The organism is Amycolatopsis sp. 3B14, assembly GCF_050958625.1.
GTDB lineage: Bacteria > Actinomycetota > Actinomycetes > Mycobacteriales > Pseudonocardiaceae > Amycolatopsis_E > Amycolatopsis_E thermoflava.
Map to the genome: position 1 here is coordinate 1 of NZ_JBHZEN010000039.1, position 17,067 is coordinate 17,067.

The window sequence follows — 17,067 nt, forward strand, 5'->3', positions numbered from 1 at the left end:
GTCGGTGGCTGATGGGCAGGCAGCGATGGCCCGGCCCCCTCCGCGGGAAGCGGCGATGGTTTGCCGCGCGGCGTCGCGGGGTCCGGTCGGTGGCTGATGGGCAGGCAGCGATGGCCCGGGCCCGGCCTTCTCCGCGGGAAGCGGCGATGGTTTGCCGCGCGGCGTCGCGGCGTTCGCCCGACGGGCAGGCGCCGCAGCCCCGGCCAGCTGGCCGGGGCTGCGGCGCGCCATCTCGTCGTCGGCGGTGCGGGCCCGGCCCGTCAGCGGGAAGCGGCGAGGTTGCGCCGCACCTGGGCGGGGTCCCTGCGGGCGGGCTCGCGGCCCGCGGGCTGGTGCGGTGCCGGGCCGGGGTCGATCGGCGGGATCGGTTTCGTCGTGGCGGCCTCGGTGACCGACATCGGCTCCCCGTGGTGCCGGATCTCCACCGGCTTCCCGGACAGCAGCCGGTACGTCGCGTCGTCGCGGTGGATCTCCACCAGGAAGCGGCTCTCCCGGAAGCACATGCGGAACTGGATCCGCTCCAGCGCGGGCGGCAGCCGCGGCGCGAAGGTCAGCTTGCCGTCGTGGTCGCGCATCCCGCCGAAGCCCGCGACCACCCCCATCCACGCCCCGGCCAGCGACGCCATGTGCAGCCCGTTGCGCACGTTGTTGTGCACGTCGTGCAGGTCGGTCAGCGCCGCCTCGCCCAGGTAGTCGTAGGCCAGGTCCAGGTGCCCCACCTCGGCCGCGATCACCGACTGCGTGCCCGCCGACAGCGACGAGTCCCGCACCGTCCTTGCCTCGTAGTAGGCGAAGTTGCGCTGCTTCTGCTCCGGCGTGAACGCGTCGCCGCGCAGGTGCAGCGCCAGCACCAGGTCGGCCTGCTTCACCACCTGCTTGCGGTACAGGTCGAAGTACGGGTAGTTCAGCAGCAGCGGGTAGTTCTCCATCGGCGTGCCGGCGAAGTCCCAGTCCAGGTGCTCGGTGAAGCCTTCCGACTGCGGGTGCACGCCCAGTTCTTCGTTGTAGGGCACGTACATCTGCTCGGCGGCCCGTCGCCAGCCCGCCAGCTCGGTTTGGTCCACACCGAACAGTGACGCGACCTCCGGCACCCGCTCGCAGGACGCCGCCGCCTCGCGGAAGTTCCGCTGCGCCATCAGGTTCGTGTACACGTTGTTGTCCGCGACCGCCGAGTACTCGTCGGGCCCGGTCACCCCGTCGATGCGGAACCGGCCGTGCCGGTCGAAGTGCCCGAGCGACATCCACAGCCGCGCCGTCTCCAGCAGCAGCTCGGTGCCGCACTGGCGCTCGAACTCCGCGTCGCCGGTGGCCCAGTAGTAGCGGGCGACCGCGTCGGCGATGTCGGCGGTGACGTGGAACGCCGCGGTGCCCGCCGGCCAGTACGCCGAGCACTCCGCGCCGTTGATCGACCGCCACGGGAACGCCGCGCCGCGCAGGCCCAGCTGCCGCGCCCGCTCCCGCGCCTTGGGCAGCGTGGAATGCCGCCACCGCAACGCATCCCGCGCCGCCTCCGGCACGCTGTAGGTCAGCACCGGCAGGACGAACGACTCGGTGTCCCAGAACGCGTGGCCGTCGTAGCCCGGCCCGGTCAGTCCCTTGCCGGGGATCGCGCGGCTTTCCCCGCGGGCCCCGGCCTGCAGGATGTGGAACAACGCGAACCGGGTCGCCTGCTGCAGCTCCGGGTCGCCGTCGATCTCGACGTCTGCGGTCTCCCAGAAGTCGTCGAGAAACGCGCGCTGCTCGGCGAGCAGCCCGTCCCAGCCGGTCTGCAGCGCCCCGGCGAGCGCGGCGTCGACCTGCGCGCGCAACGCGGGCACCGAACGCTGCGCCGACCACCCGTACCCGACGAACTTCGTCAGCCGCAGCACCTTGCCCTGCGGCACGTCCACCGCGATGCTCAGCCGCGCCAGGTCCTCCTCGGCGAGGATGTCGGTGCGCAACCCGTCCGGCGACTCGATCTGGTGGTCCATCGCGGCCGCCACGCGCAACCCGGACCGCCGCGTCTGGTGCACCAGCACCGCGCGGTAGTGGTCGGCGAGGAAGAACTCCGACTCCAGCGGCGACTGCAGCGCCGCGGCCACCCGCGGGTCCTTGCTGTCGGACTCGATCGGCTCGTTCGCCAGCAGGTCCGACTGCAGCACCAGCTGCATCTTCCCGTCCAGCGGCTCGACCTCGTACCGGATCGCCACCACCGCGCGCTGGGTGAACGACACCAGCCGCTGCGTGCGCACCCGCACGTGCCGCCCGGTCGGCGACGACCACTCGGTGGTGCGGGTCAGCGTGCCCGTCCGGAAGTCCAGCACCCGCTCGTGCGAAGTGGCCGTGCCGTAACGCATGTCGAACGGCTCGTCCTCCACGAGCAGCCGGATGATCTTGCCGTCGGTCACGTTGACGACCGTCTGCCCGGCCTCCGGGTAGCCGTACCCCGCTTCGGCGTAGGGCAGCTCGTGCTCCTCGTAGAAGCCGTTCAGGTACGTGCCGGGCAGGCCGCGCGGCTCGCCCTCTTCGAGGGTGCCGCGCAGGCCGATGTGCCCGTTCGACAATGCGAACGTCGATTCCGTGCGCTGCAACTGGTCGACCGCGAGGCCGCGCCACCGCAGTTCCCACGGCGCGCACTCGTAGCCGCGTGTCACGAGGCTCATGCGTCGTCCCCCAGCAGTTCCGCGAGATCGTCCACCACCACGTCGGCGCCGTGCTCCCGCAGCGCCTCCGCCTGGTCCGCCCGGTTCACGCCGACGACGAACCCGAAGTTCCCGGCCCGGCCCGCTTCCACACCGGCCAGCGCGTCCTCGAACACCGCCGCCCGCGCGGGTTCCACGCCCAGCGCCTTCGCCCCGGCCAGGAACGAGTCCGGCGCCGGTTTGCCGCGCAGCCCGTCGCGGGTGATGACCAGCCCGTCGATGCGGGCCTGCACGAACGGGGTGAACTCCGCCGCGTCCAGCACCGCTTGTGCGTTCGCCGACGACGTCACCACCGCGATCGCCAGCCCGGCGTCCCGCGCGGCCTCCAGGTACCGGCGCGACCCCGGGTAGGGGTTCGGTCCGCGCTCGGCGATGATCCGCAGCACGAGGTCGTTCTTGCGGTTCCCCAGGCCGTGCACGGTGTGCTCGGTGACCGCGTCGCCCGGATCGCCCTCGGGCAGCTCGATCCCGCGCGAGGCGAGGAACGTGCGGACCCCGTCCAGCCGGGGCCGCCCGTCCACGTAGCGGGCGTAGTCCGCGTCGGTGAACGGGTGGAAACCGCTTCCGTCCCGTTCGCGCAGGAACTCATCGAACGTCTGCTTCCAGGCTTCCCGGTGCAGCGCGGCGGTGCCGGTCAGGACACCGTCCAGGTCGAACAGGCACGCGGTGATGCCGTCGGGCAACCCGATCATGCCTGCACGGTACCTGCGAACCCGCGCGCTCGCCGCGTGCCGCGGCCGTATAACGACCTATACCGCGCGGCTCTAGTGCTGCGGGTGCGGCCGGACGTGGTGGATGAGCTCGTGGACGGTGGCGTCCGCCAGCCGGTACCGGACGATCCGCCCGGTGCGCTGCGCGGTGACCAGGCCGTGCGCGCGCAGCAGCCGCAACGCCTGGGACACCGCGGTGTCTGTCATGCCAGCCGCCACCGCCAGGTCGGACACGCAGATCTCCCGCGCGTAGTGGATGCACACGAGCAACGTCAGGCGCGACGGGTCGGCCAGCACCGAGAACCGCCCGGCCCACTCGCGCACCACGTCGCGGTCACCGAGGCCGTCCAGCGCCGCCTCGATGGCCGGGCCGTCGATCACCCGGCGTTCCGCCTCACCTGCCACCCCGGAATCGTCTCATCCACGCGCGCCCGCGGGCTGGCAGGATCACACCGTGACCGACATCCCCTTCCGCACCGCACGGGAACTGCGCGCCGCGCTCGGGGCGCGCGAGCTGTCCGCCCGCGAGGTCGTGCAGGCGCACCTGGACCAGATCGAGCGCGTGAACCCGGACGTCAACGCCGTCGTCACGCTCGTCGCCGAGCGGGCGCTGGCCGAGGCGGCCGCGGCCGACGAACGCGCCGCCCGCGGCGCGGAACTGCCGCCCCTGCACGGCATCCCGGTCGCGCACAAGGACACCCACGAGACGGCGGGCATCCGCACCACCTTCGGCTCTCCCCTGCACGCCGACCACGTGCCCGATCGCGACGAGCTGGTGATCGAGCGCATGCGGGCGGCCGGGGTGATCAGCATCGGCAAGACCAACGTGCCGGAGTTCGCCGCGGGCTCGCACACCTTCAACCCGGTCTTCGGCGCCACCCGCAACCCCTACGACCTGTCGCGTTCGGCGGGCGGGAGCAGCGGTGGCGCGGCGGCGGCGCTGGCCACCGGGATGCACCCGCTGGCCGACGGCAGCGACCTCGGCGGGTCGCTGCGCAACCCGGCGTCGTTCTGCAACGTCGTCGGCTTCCGGCCGTCGATCGGGCGGGTGCCGTCGTGGCCGGCGCCGCTGGGCTGGTCGGGGCTGGCCACGGCCGGTCCGATGGCCCGCACGGTCGCCGACGCGGCCCTGCTGTTGTCGGTGCTCGCCGGCCCGGACCCGCGGTCGCCGATCGCGCTGGACGAACCGGGGGCGACGTTCGCCCGGCCGCTGGACCGCGACGTGCGAGGCCTGCGGATCGCGTGGTCGCCCGACCTGGGCGGCAGCGTGCCGGTGGAACCGGAGGTGGCGGACGTGGTCGAGGCGTCGGCGAAGGTGTTCGGCGACCTGGGGTGCGTCGTGGAGCGCGACTGCCCGGACTTCGCCGGCGCGGACGAGGCGTTCCGGATCCTGCGGGCCTGGCAGTTCGCGGTGAAGTACGGGCCGCTGCTGGACACCGAGCGGGACCGGATCAAGGACACCATCGTGTGGAACACCGAGGAGGGGCTGCGGCTGTCCGCGACCGACGTCGGCCGCGCCGAGGTGCTGCGCACCGAGCTGTTCCACCGCTTCCGCGAGTTCTTCACGCGCTACGACTTCCTGCTGCTGCCGGTCAGCCAGGTGCCGCCGTTCGACGCGGAGCTGGAGTACCCGGTGCGGGTCGCGGGCCAGGACATGGAGACCTACCTCGACTGGATGCGCTCGGCCTACTTCGTGACAGTCAGCGGCTCGCCCGCGTTGTCGGTGCCCGCCGGGTTCACGCCCGGCGGCCTGCCGGTCGGGCTGCAGATCGTCGGGCCGCACCGCGCGGACTTCGCCGTGCTGCAGATGGGGCACGCGTTCGAGCAGGCTACCGGGGTGGCCCAGCGGCGGCCGGCGGTGGCGCGGTGAGGGCGCGGGAGCTGTGGGTGGTGCTGGAGACGTTGCACGACGTCACCTACTTCGCGCCGCAGGCCAAGGCGGCGCACGAGGCGGCGGGGCTGCGCGGGTTCTGGCGCGGCTACGTCGGGACGCGGGCCGCGCCGCTGGGGGCGGCCGGGCTCGGCGTGGTGACCGCCGTGTTCTACGGCTTCGCGCCGTCGTTCCTGGCGCGGTCGGTGCCGTCCATCTGGGAGGTGGTGTCCCCGGCGGAGGCGCTGGCCGCCCGGAGCGCGGGCGCGGTGGCGGCGTTGCGGGAACACGTGCGCGAGGTGCCGGCGCCGGTGCTGCCGGTGCTGCGGCGGATCGTGGCGGCGGCCGGCTGGGCAGGCCGGCCGCTGGGGGCCGCGAACGCCGCGCTGCCGTGGCCGGACGACCCGCTCGCGGCGCTGTGGCAGGCGGCGACGACGTTGCGCGAGCACCGCGGCGACGGGCACGTGGCGGTGCTGGCCGCGGAGGGCGTCGACGGCCTGGAAGCGCACGCCCTGCGCGACGCGGCGGACGGCAGCCGGAGCGTCGTGGCGCCCAACCGCGGCTGGACGGACGAGGAATGGGCGGCGGCGCGGGACCGGCTGGCCGCCCGCGGCCTGATCGACGGGCGCGGCCTGACCGATCGCGGCGCCCGCATGCGCGAGCACATCGAGCGGCGCACGGACGAGCTGGCGGCGGTGCCGTACGCCGCGGTGGGCGAGGACGAGCTGGCCGCGCTGGACGGCTGGTTGCGGCCGATCGCGCGCGGGCTGGTGCCGGTCCCGGTACCGCACCCGAACCCGGTGGGGGCGCCGGCGCCCTGAGCAATGGGCCGAATCGTGGGCGCGGGCCGCTGCGCCCGCTGCGCGGTGGGCGTCGCGTGGCGAGCCGGTGGGGGCGCGGATGCGCTGCCCGAGCGGCCCGACCGTGGGCGGGGGCCGGGCCGTTGGGCCGCCCGTGGCTGTGTTGTGGCATCGCGCGGCGAGCGGATGGGGGCGTTGACGAGCGGGCAGGTTCGTGGGCACGGGCCAGACGGGCGGTTGCGCCGCCCGGTGGCTGTGTTGTGGCATTGCGCGGCGGCGGGTGGGGTGCTGGTGCGCGGCAAGTTTGTGGGCGGGGGCCGGGCCGTTGGGCGCGCGTGGTGGCTCTGTCTTGACATTGCGCGGCTAGCCGGTCGGGGCGCGGGCGCCCTGGCCAGCGGGCCGGGCTGTGGGCAGGGGTGATCGGCCGCTGCGCACCGGCCAGCGGCGTTGCGCGGCGAGCCTGCCGCGAGCCGGCGGCTCCGGCAGCCGCCGCGACCGCCTCAGAACTGCAGCCAGCCCACCGCCGAGGACACCAGCAGCGCCGCGACCAGGATGGCCAGCACCACGGAGATCACGATCGTCACCACGGGCAGCGCCCGCGGCGGGTTCTGCTGGTGGTGCGACAGTCCGGAGGTCTGGCCGGAGTCCGGGGGCGTGTCGCCGGGGGCGACACCGCCGCCGGGTTCCAGTCCGGGCGTCCGGGCGGGATCCGGGTCGGGCGGGGTGTCGCCCGGCACGCCGCCGCCGGGTTCGGCCCCCGAAGTGGACCGCGGATCGGGACTGCTCATCGGTCTTCCCTTCCCACCGACCCTGACACGTCGAACGACAGGCCCTTGTCACCGGCGCCCACGCGCACCCGCGCGCCGGGGGTCAGCTCGCCGCGCAGCATCATCCGCGACAGCGGGTTGTCGACCTCGCGCTGGATCGTGCGGCGCATCGGGCGCGCCCCGAACTCGGGCTGGTACCCGGCCCGCGCCAGCCACTGCACGGCTTCGGGCGTGAACTCCAGCGTGATGTCCTGCGCGTGCGCGCGCCGTTTCGTCTGCTCCAGCATCAGCTCGGTGATCTGCTCCAGCTGCGCGGCCTCGAGCTTGCGGAACACGATGACCTCGTCGATCCGGTTGAGGAACTCCGGCCGGAACTGCTCCCGCAGCCGCCGCATCAGCCGCTCCCGCAGCGGCCGCTCCGAGTCGCCCCGGTCGGCGGCGAACCCGAGCGCACCCTGCGTGCTGCTGGAGATGATCTCCGACCCGATGTTGCTGGTCATGATCAGCACCGTGTTGGTGAAGTTGACCGTGCGCCCGCGCCCGTCGGTCAGGCGGCCGTCGTCGAGGACCTGCAGCAGCACGTTGAAGATCTCCGGGTGCGCCTTCTCGATCTCGTCGAAGAGCACCACCGAGTAGGGCCGCCGCCGCACCGCCTCGGTCAGCTGGCCGGCCTCCTCGTAGCCGACGTAGCCGGGGGGAGCGCCGATCAGCCTGCTGACCGTGTGCCGCTCGCCGTACTCCGACATGTCCAGCCGGATCATCCGGTCCTCGTCGCCGAACAGCGCCGCCGCCAGCGCCCGCGCCAGTTCGGTCTTGCCGACGCCCGTGGGGCCGAGGAACAGGAAGCTGCCGTAGGGCCGGTCCGGCGGCGCGAACCCGGCGCGCGAGCGGCGCACGGCTTCGGCCACCGCGTCCACCGCCTCCTCCTGCCCGATGACCCGCTCGTGCAGGTGCTCCTCCAGCCGCAGCAGCCGGTCGCGCTCGTCCTCGGTCAGCTGGTTCACCGGCACGCCGGTGAGCCGCGAGATCACCTCGGCGATGTCCTGCGGCGTCACCTCCTGCACGCCGCTGGGCCGCCCGTCGCTGTCGGCGGTGCGCAGCTGCTCGCGCAGGCCGGCGATCTCGTCCCGCAGGGCCGAGGCGCGCTCGAAGTTCTCCTCGGCGACCGCCTGGTCCTTGTCGCGGGACAGCTCCTCCAGCCGGGCCTGCAGTTCGCGCACGTCGTTGGGGCGGCGGCCGGACCGCAGCCGCACCCGCGCGCCCGCCTGGTCGATCAGGTCGATCGCCTTGTCCGGCAGGAACCGGTCGGTCAGGTAGCGGTCGGACAGGTCCGCGGCCGCCGCGAGCGCCTCGTCGGTGAACCGGACCTGGTGGTGCGCCTCGTACCGGTCGCGCAGGCCGTGCAGGATGGCGACGGTGTCGGACACCGACGGCTCGGGCACCAGGATCGGCTGGAACCGCCGCTCCAGCGCCGGGTCGTTCTCGATGTGCTGCCGGTACTCGTCCAGCGTGGTCGCGCCGACGATGTGCAGCTCACCGCGGGCCAGCGCCGGCTTGAGCATGTTGCCCGCGCCCATCGACCCCTCCGACGCGCCCGCGCCGACCACGGTGTGCAGCTCGTCGATGAACACGATCAGCTGGTCGCGGTTGCGGCGGATCTCGTCGAGGAGGTTCGTCATGCGCTCCTCGAAGTCGCCGCGGTAGCGGGTGCCGGCGACCATCGCGGTCAGGTCGAGCCGCACCACGCGGCGGCGGGCGAGCAGGTCGGGCACGTCGCCGTCGCAGATGCGCTGCGCCAGGCCCTCCACGATCGCCGTCTTGCCCACGCCCGGTTCGCCGATCAGGACCGGGTTGTTCTTGGTGCGCCGGGACAGCACCTCGACGGTCTGCTCGATCTCGTCGTCGCGCCCGACGACCGGGTCGATGTTGCCCTCGGCGGCCTCTGCGGTGAGGTCGCGGCCGTACTGGTCCAGCGTCGGGGTGTCGGTGCGCGGCTGCGGCCGCTGCTCGGCACGGCCGCGCGACATCGGCTGCCCCTGCGGCTGCCCCTGGAACGCCTCCGGGGTGACCCCGGCGCGGGCGAGGATGCGGCCGGCCGCGGAGTCCGGGTTCGCCACGAGCGCGAGCAGCAGGTGCTGCGGCCCGATGTAGCTGGAGCCGAGGGTGCGGGCGATGCCGTGCGCGTCCAGCAAGGTGCGCTTCGCGCCCGGCGCGAGCATGGCCGGGGTGGTGCGCTCGCCGTCGCCACGGCCGTGCCGGTCGATCTCCCGCGCGATCTCCTCGGGCTTCGCGCCCGCGCTCTCCAGCAGCTGCCGTGTCGGCGACGCCTGCGTGGCCGCCCACAACAGCTGTTCGGTGTCGACGTCGGTCCGGCCCTGTTCGGCCGCCTTCTCGGCGGCGTGCGCGACGAGTTCCCGCGCCTGGTCGGACATCAGCCGCGTGATGTCGACCGCGTTCGGGCGCCTGCTGGGCACGGCGTTGCCGAAGAACTGCGCCAGGAACTGGTCGAACGGACTGCCGGGCCCGCCTGCGAAAAAGCCGGTCATGGGGGAACGCTCCTCAGCCGTCGGGGGTGCGGGGCCCGGCGCTCCACTTCGGACGGAGCGGGCCCGGGCCGTCCACCGCCGTCGGCTACCCGTGCCCGGGCGGGGCGAAACGACGCGTCAGGGCTCTTCGGTGAGCTTCTCCCGCAGGTGCTGCAGGGTCTGCGCGAGCAGCCGCGACACGTGCATCTGGGAGATGCCGACGCGCTTGGCGATCTGCGTCTGCGTCATGTTGCCGAAGAACCGCAGCATCAGGATGGTCCGCTCGCGCGGGGCCAGGTCGCGCAGCAGCGGTTGCAGCGCCTCGTGGTTCTCCACCGTCTCGATGCCGTAGTCCTCTTCGCCGAGGGTGTCGGCCAGCGACGCGGCCTCGTCGTCCTCACCGGCCGGTTTGTCGACCGACACCGCGTAGTAGGCGTTGCCCGCCTGCAGGCCCTCGCTCACCTCGTCCGGCGTGAGGTCCAGCTCGCGCGCGATCTCCGTCGGCGTCGGCGCGCGGCCGAGGCGCTGGCCCAGCTCGCTGCTGGCCTGCCCGATCTGCAGGTGGAGTTCCTTGAGCCGCCGCGGCACCCGCACCGACCAGCTGGCGTCGCGGAAGTGCCGCCGGACCTCGCCCATGATGGTCGGCACGGCGAAGGACAGGAAGTCGGTGCCGCGTTCCGGCTCGAACCGGTCGACGGCGTTGATCAGGCCGACCCGCGCGACCTGCAACAGGTCTTCGTACGCCTCGCCGCGCCCGCTGAACCGGCGCGCGATGTGCTCGGCCACCGACAGGTACTGGGTGACCAGCGCGGTGCGGAGCCGTGCCCGGCACGGATCGTCCGGCGCGGCGGCCGCCAGATCGGCGAAAGTGGGGGTGTTCTCCTCCGAGGAATCGTTGTCCTCGACGGTGCCCGCGAGGCGCGTCTCAGCCAACGTTCCGCTTCCCCCCGCTGTCTCGTGCCGACCTGGTCATGGCCCGGACTACCCCGTACCGCCGTTCGCCACACCTGGTTGCACGGGCCCGGTCCGGGGAACCCCGCGCCGAGAGGAACGGATGCAAGGAGGTCTTTCCATGGCTGATCGCACCACGGGGCGAGCGCCGGTGGCACAGGGTTTCGCGTTGCTGGTCGGCGTGGTGTTCCTGGCGCTGGGCATCGGCGGGTTCGCCACTTCGGGCGACCTGCTGGGATTCCACACCGGAACGCTGCTGAACCTGACGCGGACCGCGGTGGGCGTGCTCGCGCTGGTGGCGGCCTGGAAGGGACCGTCCGCGCGGATCATCGGGCTGGTGGTCTTCTTCGGACTGCTGGGGATCACGATCTGGGGTCTGCTTTCGGCGGGAACCGGAAACCCGGCCGACGTCCGGCGACTGTTCGACCCCACCTGGGCGGACAACGCGCTGCACGGCGTCGTCGCGGTGCTGGGGCTCGTCGTGTTCCTGCTGCCCGCCCGGTCGAGGACCACCGAACGCGTGTGACGATTACCGAGAGTAGCAGTATTGCGTAGCGTGTTTAGTTCCTCTGCCAGGGTGAAAGAACTCCATCATGAGACGGGCAGAGGACGATCCGCTGCGAATACTTCTTTGGCACGTACACGGATCATGGACCAGTTCCTTCGTGCGCGGACGGCACGAGTACCTCCTTCCGCTGCTACCGGAGGGCGGTCCCTGGGGGCGGGGCCGCTGTGACCGAGCGTGGCCGTCCGCGCGAGAGGTGAGTCCGGCCGAGCTGCGGAACGCCGACATCGACGTGGTCGTCCTCCAGCGCCCGGACGAGATCGAGCTGACCGAGCGCTGGACGGGGCGGCGCCCCGGCCGGGACGTGCCCGCGGTGTTCGTCGAGCACAACACCCCGACCGGCGACGTGCCGCGCACGCGGCACCCGCTGGCCGACCAGGACGAGATCCCGCTGGTGCACGTCACGCACTTCAACAACCTGATCTGGGACTCCGGCCGGGCGCCGGCCACGGTCATCGAGCACGGGGTGGTCGACCCGGGCGAGCTGTACACCGGCGAGGAAGCCTCGATCGGCCTGGTCATGAACGAGCCGGTGCGCCGCGGCCGCGCGGTCGGCACCGACCTGCTGCCCGCCTTCGCCGAGGTAGCCCCGCTGGACGTGTGGGGCATCGGCGTCGAGAAGCTCGACGACCACTTCGGCCTGGGGGAGCGCCTGCGCACGCGGGGTGACCTGGGGCAGGACGCCCTGCACGCGGGGCTGGCGCGGTGCCGGTTGTACCTGCACACCCCGCGCTGGACGTCGCTGGGCCTGTCGCTGATCGAGGCGATGCACCTCGGGATGCCGGTGGTGGCGGTGGACAGCACCGAGGCGTCTCGTGCGGTGCCGCCGGAGGCGGGTTTCGTCTCGGCGGATGTGAACGAACTGGTGCGCGCGGCCGCCGACCTGGTGGCGGACCCGGAACTGGCGCACCGGATGGGCAAGCAAGCGCGCGAGCACGCGCTGGCCAGCTACGGCCTGGACGCCTTCCTGCGCAACTGGGACGTCCAGCTCGGCCGGGTGACGAGTGGAGGTAGCGCATGAAGATCTCGATGGTGTCGGAGCACGCCAACCCCCTGGCCGTCCTGGGCGAGGTGGACGCGGGCGGGCAGAACCTGCACGTGGCGGAACTGTCCGCGGCGCTGTGCCGCCAGGGCCACGACGTCACCGTCTACACCCGGCGCGACGACCGGGAGCAGCCGGAGGAGGTCCGGGCACCCGCGGGTTACCGGGTGGTGCACGTGCCGGCGGGCCCGGCGGAGTACCTGCCCAAGGACGACCTGCTGCCGCACATGACCGAGTTCGGCCGCTACCTGGCGAAGGCGTGGCAGCGGGACACCCCGGACGTGGTGCATGCGCACTTCTGGATGTCCGGGCTGGCGTCGCTGCTCGCGACGCGCGGCTCCGACGTGCCGGTGGTCCAGACCTTCCACGCGCTGGGTGTGGTGAAGAAGCGCTACCAGGGCAAGGCGGACACCAGCCCGCCGGAGCGGATGCAGCTGGAGCGGCTGATCGGCAAGAACGCCGCGCGCGTCGCCGCGACCTGCTCGGACGAGGTGTTCGAGCTGGCCAGGATGGGACTGCCGCGCTCGCGGATGTCGGTCGCGCCGTGCGGGGTCGACCTCGAACGGTTCACCCCGGACGGGCCGGTCGCGCCGCGCGGCAACCTGCACCGGATCGTCAGCGTCGGGCGGCTGGTGCCGCGCAAGGGGTTCGCGACGGCGATCGCCGCGCTGCCCGCCGTGCCCGGCGCCGAACTGGTCATCGCGGGCGGCCCCGAGCAGGGGCGGCTCGCCGACGACCCGGAGGCCAAGCGCCTGGTGGAACTGGCCGAGCGGCTCGGCGTGGCCGACCGCGTGCGGTTGCTGGGCCAAGTGACGCGGGACGAGATGCCGTCGCTGCTGCGCTCGGCGGACCTGGTCGTGTGCACGCCGTGGTACGAGCCGTTCGGGATCGTGCCGCTGGAGGCCATGGCGTGCGGTGTCCCGGTGGTCGCGGCGGCGGTCGGCGGGCTGATCGACACCGTCGTGGACGGCGTGACCGGGGAACTGGTGCCGCCGAAGCGCCCGGAGGCACTGGCCGCGACGCTGCGCCGCCTGCTCGGCGACCCCGCGCAGCGCGAGGCCTACGGGATCGCGGGCTGCGACCGCGCCCGGTCGCGGTACTCGTGGGACCGCATCGCGATCGACGTCATGCGGATCTACGAGAAGGCGCTGGGGGACAAGGCGCCCGCCGGTGCGGTCGTGCCCGCCGACGCCGCGGCGAGCCCGGTCTGACGAGGACGAAGGGAAGCCCCTCGGGATCGTGGTCCCGAGGGGCTTTTTTCCGTCACGTCAGCTTGTTGACCGCGGACTGGGCCTTGCCCTTGACCGTGCCCATCGCGTCCTGCGTGGGCGAGTAGGTGGCGTAGAGCTCGGGGTCGGGCTTGGGTGCGCTGCCGGGGCCGCCGAGGGGTTTGGGGTCCATCAGGTATTCGATGCGGTCTTCGCCGCTGGACCAGGTGCCCTTGTTGCCGTCGGGGCCGTCGGAGAGGTGCCAGATGGTGTTGTTGTGGGTCTGGTCCTCCTCGTCGAGCAGGGCGCCGGGGGCGATGTCCGATTCGAGGCCGTCGGCCTGGAGTTCTTCGATGGCGCGCAGCCACTGCTTCTGGTGCACGGTGTCGCGGGCCAGGTTGAATTTCAGCATCTCCTTCACGCCCGGGTCGTCGGTCATGTTGTACAACCGGGCGGTCTGCAACCGGCCCTGCGCCTCGGCCGCGGCGTTGGCCCGGAAATCGGCCAGCAGATTCCCCGAAGCCACGATGTACTTGCCGTTCCACGGGGTGCCGTTCGAATCAGCGGGAACCGCGCCACCACCGGAGACGATGGCTTGCTGCGGGTCCATTCCGCCCAGCACGGCGGCCATGACCGGGTCCTGGGCGGCTTCGGCGGTGGCGGTGGCCGGCGCGCCCTCCAGCAGCCGGGCGACCATGGTGGCCAGCATTTCCACGTGACCGATCTCCTCGGTCGCGGTGTCCATGATCAGGTCCTTGTACTTGCCCTCGATGCGGCAGTTCCAGCCCTGGAACAGGTACTGCATCGTCACCGTCATCTCACCGTAGGCACCACCGATGAGCTCCTGCAGCTTGCGCGCGTAGTACGGGTCCGGACGCTCCGGCTTCGCCTCGAACTGCAGCAGTTTCGTGTGTCGGAACACAGAGATCTCCCTTGGAAAAGAAGGAAAAGTTGTAGTCGGTACGCGTACGCAGACCGGGGGGCTTCCCACGGGCGGGCGGGTTATTCGTGTCCGTCCGCCCGACTTGCGTAATCCACGCCGATGATTTATGCATGAGTCATGCATGAAGAACGGCTGGCGAACCTGCTCGGCGCTCTCGCGCTGACGGTCAACGACCTCGCGCTGACCGACGCGACGGCCGCCGCGGGCACGAGCGTGAGCGGATCGGCCGCGCTGGTGGTGCTGTCCACGGCGCCCGGGCTGTCGGTGACGGAGCTGGGGCGGCGGGTCGGCCTGAGCCAGCCGGCGGCCGCGCGGATGGTGGACGTGCTGGAGCGGCGGGGCCTGGTCGAGCGGCGGCCCACCCTCGCGCGGGCGGTCGCCGTGCACCTGACCCCGGCCGGCGCCGAGGCCGCGGGTCGGATCCTGGGCCGCCGCGGCGGACGGCTCGGGACGCTGACGGCCGCGCTCGACGAGCGGGAGCGGGCGGTGTTCGCGGAGCTGGCCGGAAAGCTGCTGACGGCGGCCTACGAGCAGCTCCCGGAGGCCGACCGCCTGTGCCGGCTGTGCGACCGCTCGGCGTGCGTGGCGGAGGGGGAGGTGTGCCCGGTGGGGGCGGCCTGCCGGGCGCGGGAGGCCGCTGATGAGGGGTGAGCAGGGGTGGGGTGGCTCGGCCCGCGCTGGGCGGTGGCCCGGAGAACCGTCTGCCAGGTGCGGGAGGCCGCTGATGACTCTTGTGTCGGCGCGAGGTGGGTGCTGGTCGGATGGCTGGTATCAGGCAGCGGAGGCGGGGCGGCGTGGACGCTCTGCCGGGCACGGGAGGCCGCTGATGACCGGTGAGCTGGGTTGGGCCTGGTCCCGGGGTGGGCGGTGGCCGGTGGGCGCTGGGTCGGACGGCCGTTGCCAGGCAGCGGTGGCGGTGCGGCGCCGTGGCGGGGGTGCTGCTGGGCACGGGAGGCTGCTGGTGACCGGTGAGCAAAGCCCTGGTCCGGGGCGGGCGATGGCCGCTGGGCGGCGCCGCCGCGCGGGGTGCCCGTGCTCCCGGTGCGTGGTGGCTTCTGAGGGAGCCGGAGCCGCGGAATCGTCGTCTGGGTGGCCGCGCGGCGGCTCGATGCGCCTGGGCGCGGCTGCCGTCGCGGGCGGTCTGTCCGGCCTCGGGGGGCGCCGATGACCGGGGAGTTGCTCGCCCTCGCCTCGGCTGGGTGCTTCGGCGTCACCCACTTCGTCAACGGCGTCGTGGCGCGCCGGGCGCCTGGGCTCACCGTTTCCCTCTACGCGCAGCTCGGCGGCACCCTCGTCACCCTGCTCGTCGCCCTGGTCTGGTCGGCTCCCACGAGCGACGGCATCTGGTGGGGCGCGCTCTCCGGCGCCGGCACGGGGATCGGCGTCGGCTTCCTCTACCGGGCCATGAGCCGGGACGCGCTGAGCGTCGTGGTGCCCGTCAGCGATGTCGGGGCCGTCGCGCTGCCCGTCGTCGCCGGGCTGGCCTTCCTCGGGGAACGGCCCTCGCCCGCGGCGATCGGCGGGATCGTGCTCGCCCTGCCCGCCATCTGGCTCGTCTCCGGCGGCGGGCGGCCCGCGGGACCGGGCATCCGGGACGCGCTCGTCGCGGGGGCCGGCTTCGCGATTCAATTCCTCGCCATGAAACCCGTGCCGCTGGACGCCGGGCTCTGGCCGATCGTCGTCAGCCGCGCCGCGTCCGTGGCCGTCATCCTGCCCCTCGTGCTCACCACGGGCACCCCGCTCGCGCTGCGGCCCCGCCTGGCCTGGCCGGCCGCGGCCGCCGGCGCGCTCGGCAGCGTTGCGATCGTGCTCTACTGGGTCGCCACCCACCAGCAACTGCTCGCCGTCGCCACCGTCCTGGCCGCCCTCTACCCGGCCATCCCCGTGGTGCTCGCACTGCTCTTCCTGGGTGAACGCCTCAGCCGGAAACAGACTCTCGGTGTCTGCGGAGCCGCCGCGGCACTCGCCCTGTTGGCCCTGGCGTAGGAGAAGTACCTCCGTAGCGTTTCGAAGTGACTCCGCCGGGTAGGAGGAGTGCGTGCCAGGGCATGCGGTCGTCACGGGTGGAGCGGGCTTCGTCGGCTCCCACCTCTGCGAGCGCCTGCTCGCCCGCGGCATGCGCGTCACCTGCGTGGACAACCTGTCCACCGGCCGCGCGGACAACATCGCGCACCTGCACGGCGACTTCCGCTTCGTCGAGGCCGACGTCGCGCGTGGACTGGACATCACCGGCCACGTCGACCTGGTGCTGCACCTGGCCAGCCCCGCCTCGCCCCGCGACTACGACCGCCTGCCGGTGGAAACGCTGCAGGTGGGCGCGGCGGGCACCAATCACGCCCTGGATCTCGCGCAGGCCAACGGCGCCCGGTTCGTGCTGGCCTCGACCAGCGAGGTCTACGGCGACCCGCGGGAACACCCGCAACGCGAAACCTATTGGGGCAACGTCAACCCGGTCGGCCCGCGCAGCGTCTACGACGAGGCCAAGCGCTACGCGGAAGCCCTCACCGCCGCCTACCGCCGCGCCCGCGGTGTGAACACCGGCATCGCCCGCATCTTCAACACCTACGGCCCCCGCATGCGCGCCGACGACGGCCGCGCGATCCCGACGTTCGTCAAGCAGGTCCTCACCGGCGAGCCGGTCACCATTGCCGGCGAGGGCGCCCAGACCCGCTCCCTGTGCTATGTGGACGACACCGTCGACGGCCTGCTGGCGCTGGCGGACAGCGATTTCCCGGGACCGGTGAACCTCGGCAACCCGCACGAACTCCGCATTCGCGACCTGGTCGGGGAAATCCAGCGGCTGGCGGGCACCAGCGTGCCGGTGCGCAGCATCCCGGCCCCGGTGGACGATCCGCAACGACGCTGCCCCGATATCGCGGTGGCGCAACGGGAACTGGGCTGGCAGCCGCGGGTGGAGCTGCACGAGGGCCTGCGCCGGACCCTGGAGTGGTTCATGACCCACCTCAGTCTCGTTTAGACGAGGAGTAGCAGGGGTAGCGCTAAGT

Annotated in this window: 15 protein-coding genes; 8 read left to right on the top strand and 7 right to left on the bottom strand. The window is 72.9% G+C overall.

The features are described from left to right. Nucleotides 1-260 precede the first annotated feature (260 nt). From ACCP09_RS21480 to ACCP09_RS21490, 3 genes are all read right to left on the bottom strand, one after another. Nucleotides 261-2,642, bottom strand: a complete 2,382-nt coding sequence (locus ACCP09_RS21480; protein WP_433749439.1) for a glycoside hydrolase family 65 protein — start codon at nucleotides 2,640-2,642, stop codon at nucleotides 261-263. Then, nucleotides 2,639-3,373, bottom strand: coding sequence for an HAD family hydrolase (locus ACCP09_RS21485; RefSeq protein WP_433749442.1), 735 nt, complete (start codon nucleotides 3,371-3,373; stop codon nucleotides 2,639-2,641). The genes ACCP09_RS21480 and ACCP09_RS21485 overlap by 4 nt, the downstream gene beginning before the upstream one ends. A 72-nt stretch (nucleotides 3,374-3,445) precedes the next feature. Continuing rightward, nucleotides 3,446-3,796 carry an ArsR/SmtB family transcription factor gene (locus tag ACCP09_RS21490; protein ID WP_433749446.1) on the bottom strand — a complete coding sequence of 117 codons (351 nt, stop codon included), beginning with the start codon at nucleotides 3,794-3,796 and terminating at the stop codon, nucleotides 3,446-3,448. Between the two features lie 49 nt (nucleotides 3,797-3,845). Here ACCP09_RS21490 and ACCP09_RS21495 point away from each other — a divergent pair, with 49 nt between their 5' ends. Together ACCP09_RS21495 and ACCP09_RS21500 are read left to right on the top strand one after the other, a co-directional pair. Continuing rightward, nucleotides 3,846-5,261, top strand: coding sequence for an amidase (locus ACCP09_RS21495; RefSeq protein WP_433749449.1), 1,416 nt, complete (start codon nucleotides 3,846-3,848; stop codon nucleotides 5,259-5,261). Continuing rightward, on the top strand, nucleotides 5,258-6,082 hold the full coding sequence (locus ACCP09_RS21500; RefSeq protein WP_433749452.1) for an SCO6745 family protein: 825 nt from the start codon (nucleotides 5,258-5,260) through the stop codon (nucleotides 6,080-6,082). The genes ACCP09_RS21495 and ACCP09_RS21500 overlap by 4 nt, the downstream gene beginning before the upstream one ends. Nucleotides 6,083-6,561: 479 nt before the next feature. On the opposite strand, the gene ACCP09_RS21505 is transcribed toward ACCP09_RS21500, so the two are convergent. The 3 genes from ACCP09_RS21505 to ACCP09_RS21515 form a co-directional block, all read right to left on the bottom strand. Beyond that, entirely contained in the window at nucleotides 6,562-6,849 is a 288-nt protein-coding gene (locus ACCP09_RS21505; RefSeq protein WP_433749455.1) for a DUF6480 family protein, read from the bottom strand. Continuing rightward, nucleotides 6,846-9,374: an ATP-dependent Clp protease ATP-binding subunit gene (locus ACCP09_RS21510; RefSeq protein ID WP_433749458.1), complete on the bottom strand. Its 2,529-nt coding sequence runs from the start codon at nucleotides 9,372-9,374 to the stop codon at nucleotides 6,846-6,848. The genes ACCP09_RS21505 and ACCP09_RS21510 overlap by 4 nt, the downstream gene beginning before the upstream one ends. Before the next feature lie 117 nt (nucleotides 9,375-9,491). Next, the gene (locus tag ACCP09_RS21515; RefSeq protein ID WP_027930844.1) at nucleotides 9,492-10,286 is read right to left on the bottom strand and encodes a SigB/SigF/SigG family RNA polymerase sigma factor; all 795 of its coding nucleotides are present in this window, start codon (nucleotides 10,284-10,286) and stop codon (nucleotides 9,492-9,494) included. A gap of 139 nt (nucleotides 10,287-10,425) precedes the next feature. Between ACCP09_RS21515 and ACCP09_RS21520 the strand changes: the two genes are divergently transcribed. The 3 genes from ACCP09_RS21520 (at nucleotide 10,426) to ACCP09_RS21530 (ending at nucleotide 13,122) form a co-directional block, all read left to right on the top strand. Beyond that, nucleotides 10,426-10,830, top strand: a complete 405-nt coding sequence (locus ACCP09_RS21520) for a DUF4383 domain-containing protein (RefSeq protein WP_433749461.1) — start codon at nucleotides 10,426-10,428, stop codon at nucleotides 10,828-10,830. Nucleotides 10,831-11,065: 235 nt separating this feature from the next. Beyond that, nucleotides 11,066-11,890, top strand: a complete 825-nt coding sequence (locus ACCP09_RS21525) for a glycosyltransferase (protein ID WP_037322531.1) — start codon at nucleotides 11,066-11,068, stop codon at nucleotides 11,888-11,890. Further along, nucleotides 11,887-13,122: a glycosyltransferase gene (locus ACCP09_RS21530; RefSeq protein WP_433749464.1), complete on the top strand. Its 1,236-nt coding sequence runs from the start codon at nucleotides 11,887-11,889 to the stop codon at nucleotides 13,120-13,122. Before ACCP09_RS21525 ends, ACCP09_RS21530 begins: the two co-directional genes overlap by 4 nt. Before the next feature lie 52 nt (nucleotides 13,123-13,174). Here ACCP09_RS21530 and ACCP09_RS21535 read toward each other — a convergent pair whose 3' ends face one another. Next, nucleotides 13,175-14,041 (bottom strand): manganese catalase family protein, encoded by an 867-nt coding sequence (locus tag ACCP09_RS21535; RefSeq protein ID WP_433749467.1) that lies wholly within the window; start codon nucleotides 14,039-14,041, stop codon nucleotides 13,175-13,177. A gap of 138 nt (nucleotides 14,042-14,179) precedes the next feature. Between ACCP09_RS21535 and ACCP09_RS21540 the strand changes: the two genes are divergently transcribed. From ACCP09_RS21540 to ACCP09_RS21550, 3 genes are all read left to right on the top strand, one after another. Continuing rightward, on the top strand, nucleotides 14,180-14,713 hold the full coding sequence (locus ACCP09_RS21540; protein WP_433749470.1) for a MarR family winged helix-turn-helix transcriptional regulator: 534 nt from the start codon (nucleotides 14,180-14,182) through the stop codon (nucleotides 14,711-14,713). Nucleotides 14,714-15,226: 513 nt separating this feature from the next. Further along, nucleotides 15,227-16,048, top strand: coding sequence for an EamA family transporter (locus ACCP09_RS21545; protein WP_433749473.1), 822 nt, complete (start codon nucleotides 15,227-15,229; stop codon nucleotides 16,046-16,048). A 52-nt stretch (nucleotides 16,049-16,100) separates the two neighbouring features. Next, nucleotides 16,101-17,039: an NAD-dependent epimerase/dehydratase family protein gene (locus ACCP09_RS21550; protein WP_433749476.1), complete on the top strand. Its 939-nt coding sequence runs from the start codon at nucleotides 16,101-16,103 to the stop codon at nucleotides 17,037-17,039. Nucleotides 17,040-17,067 lie beyond the last annotated feature (28 nt).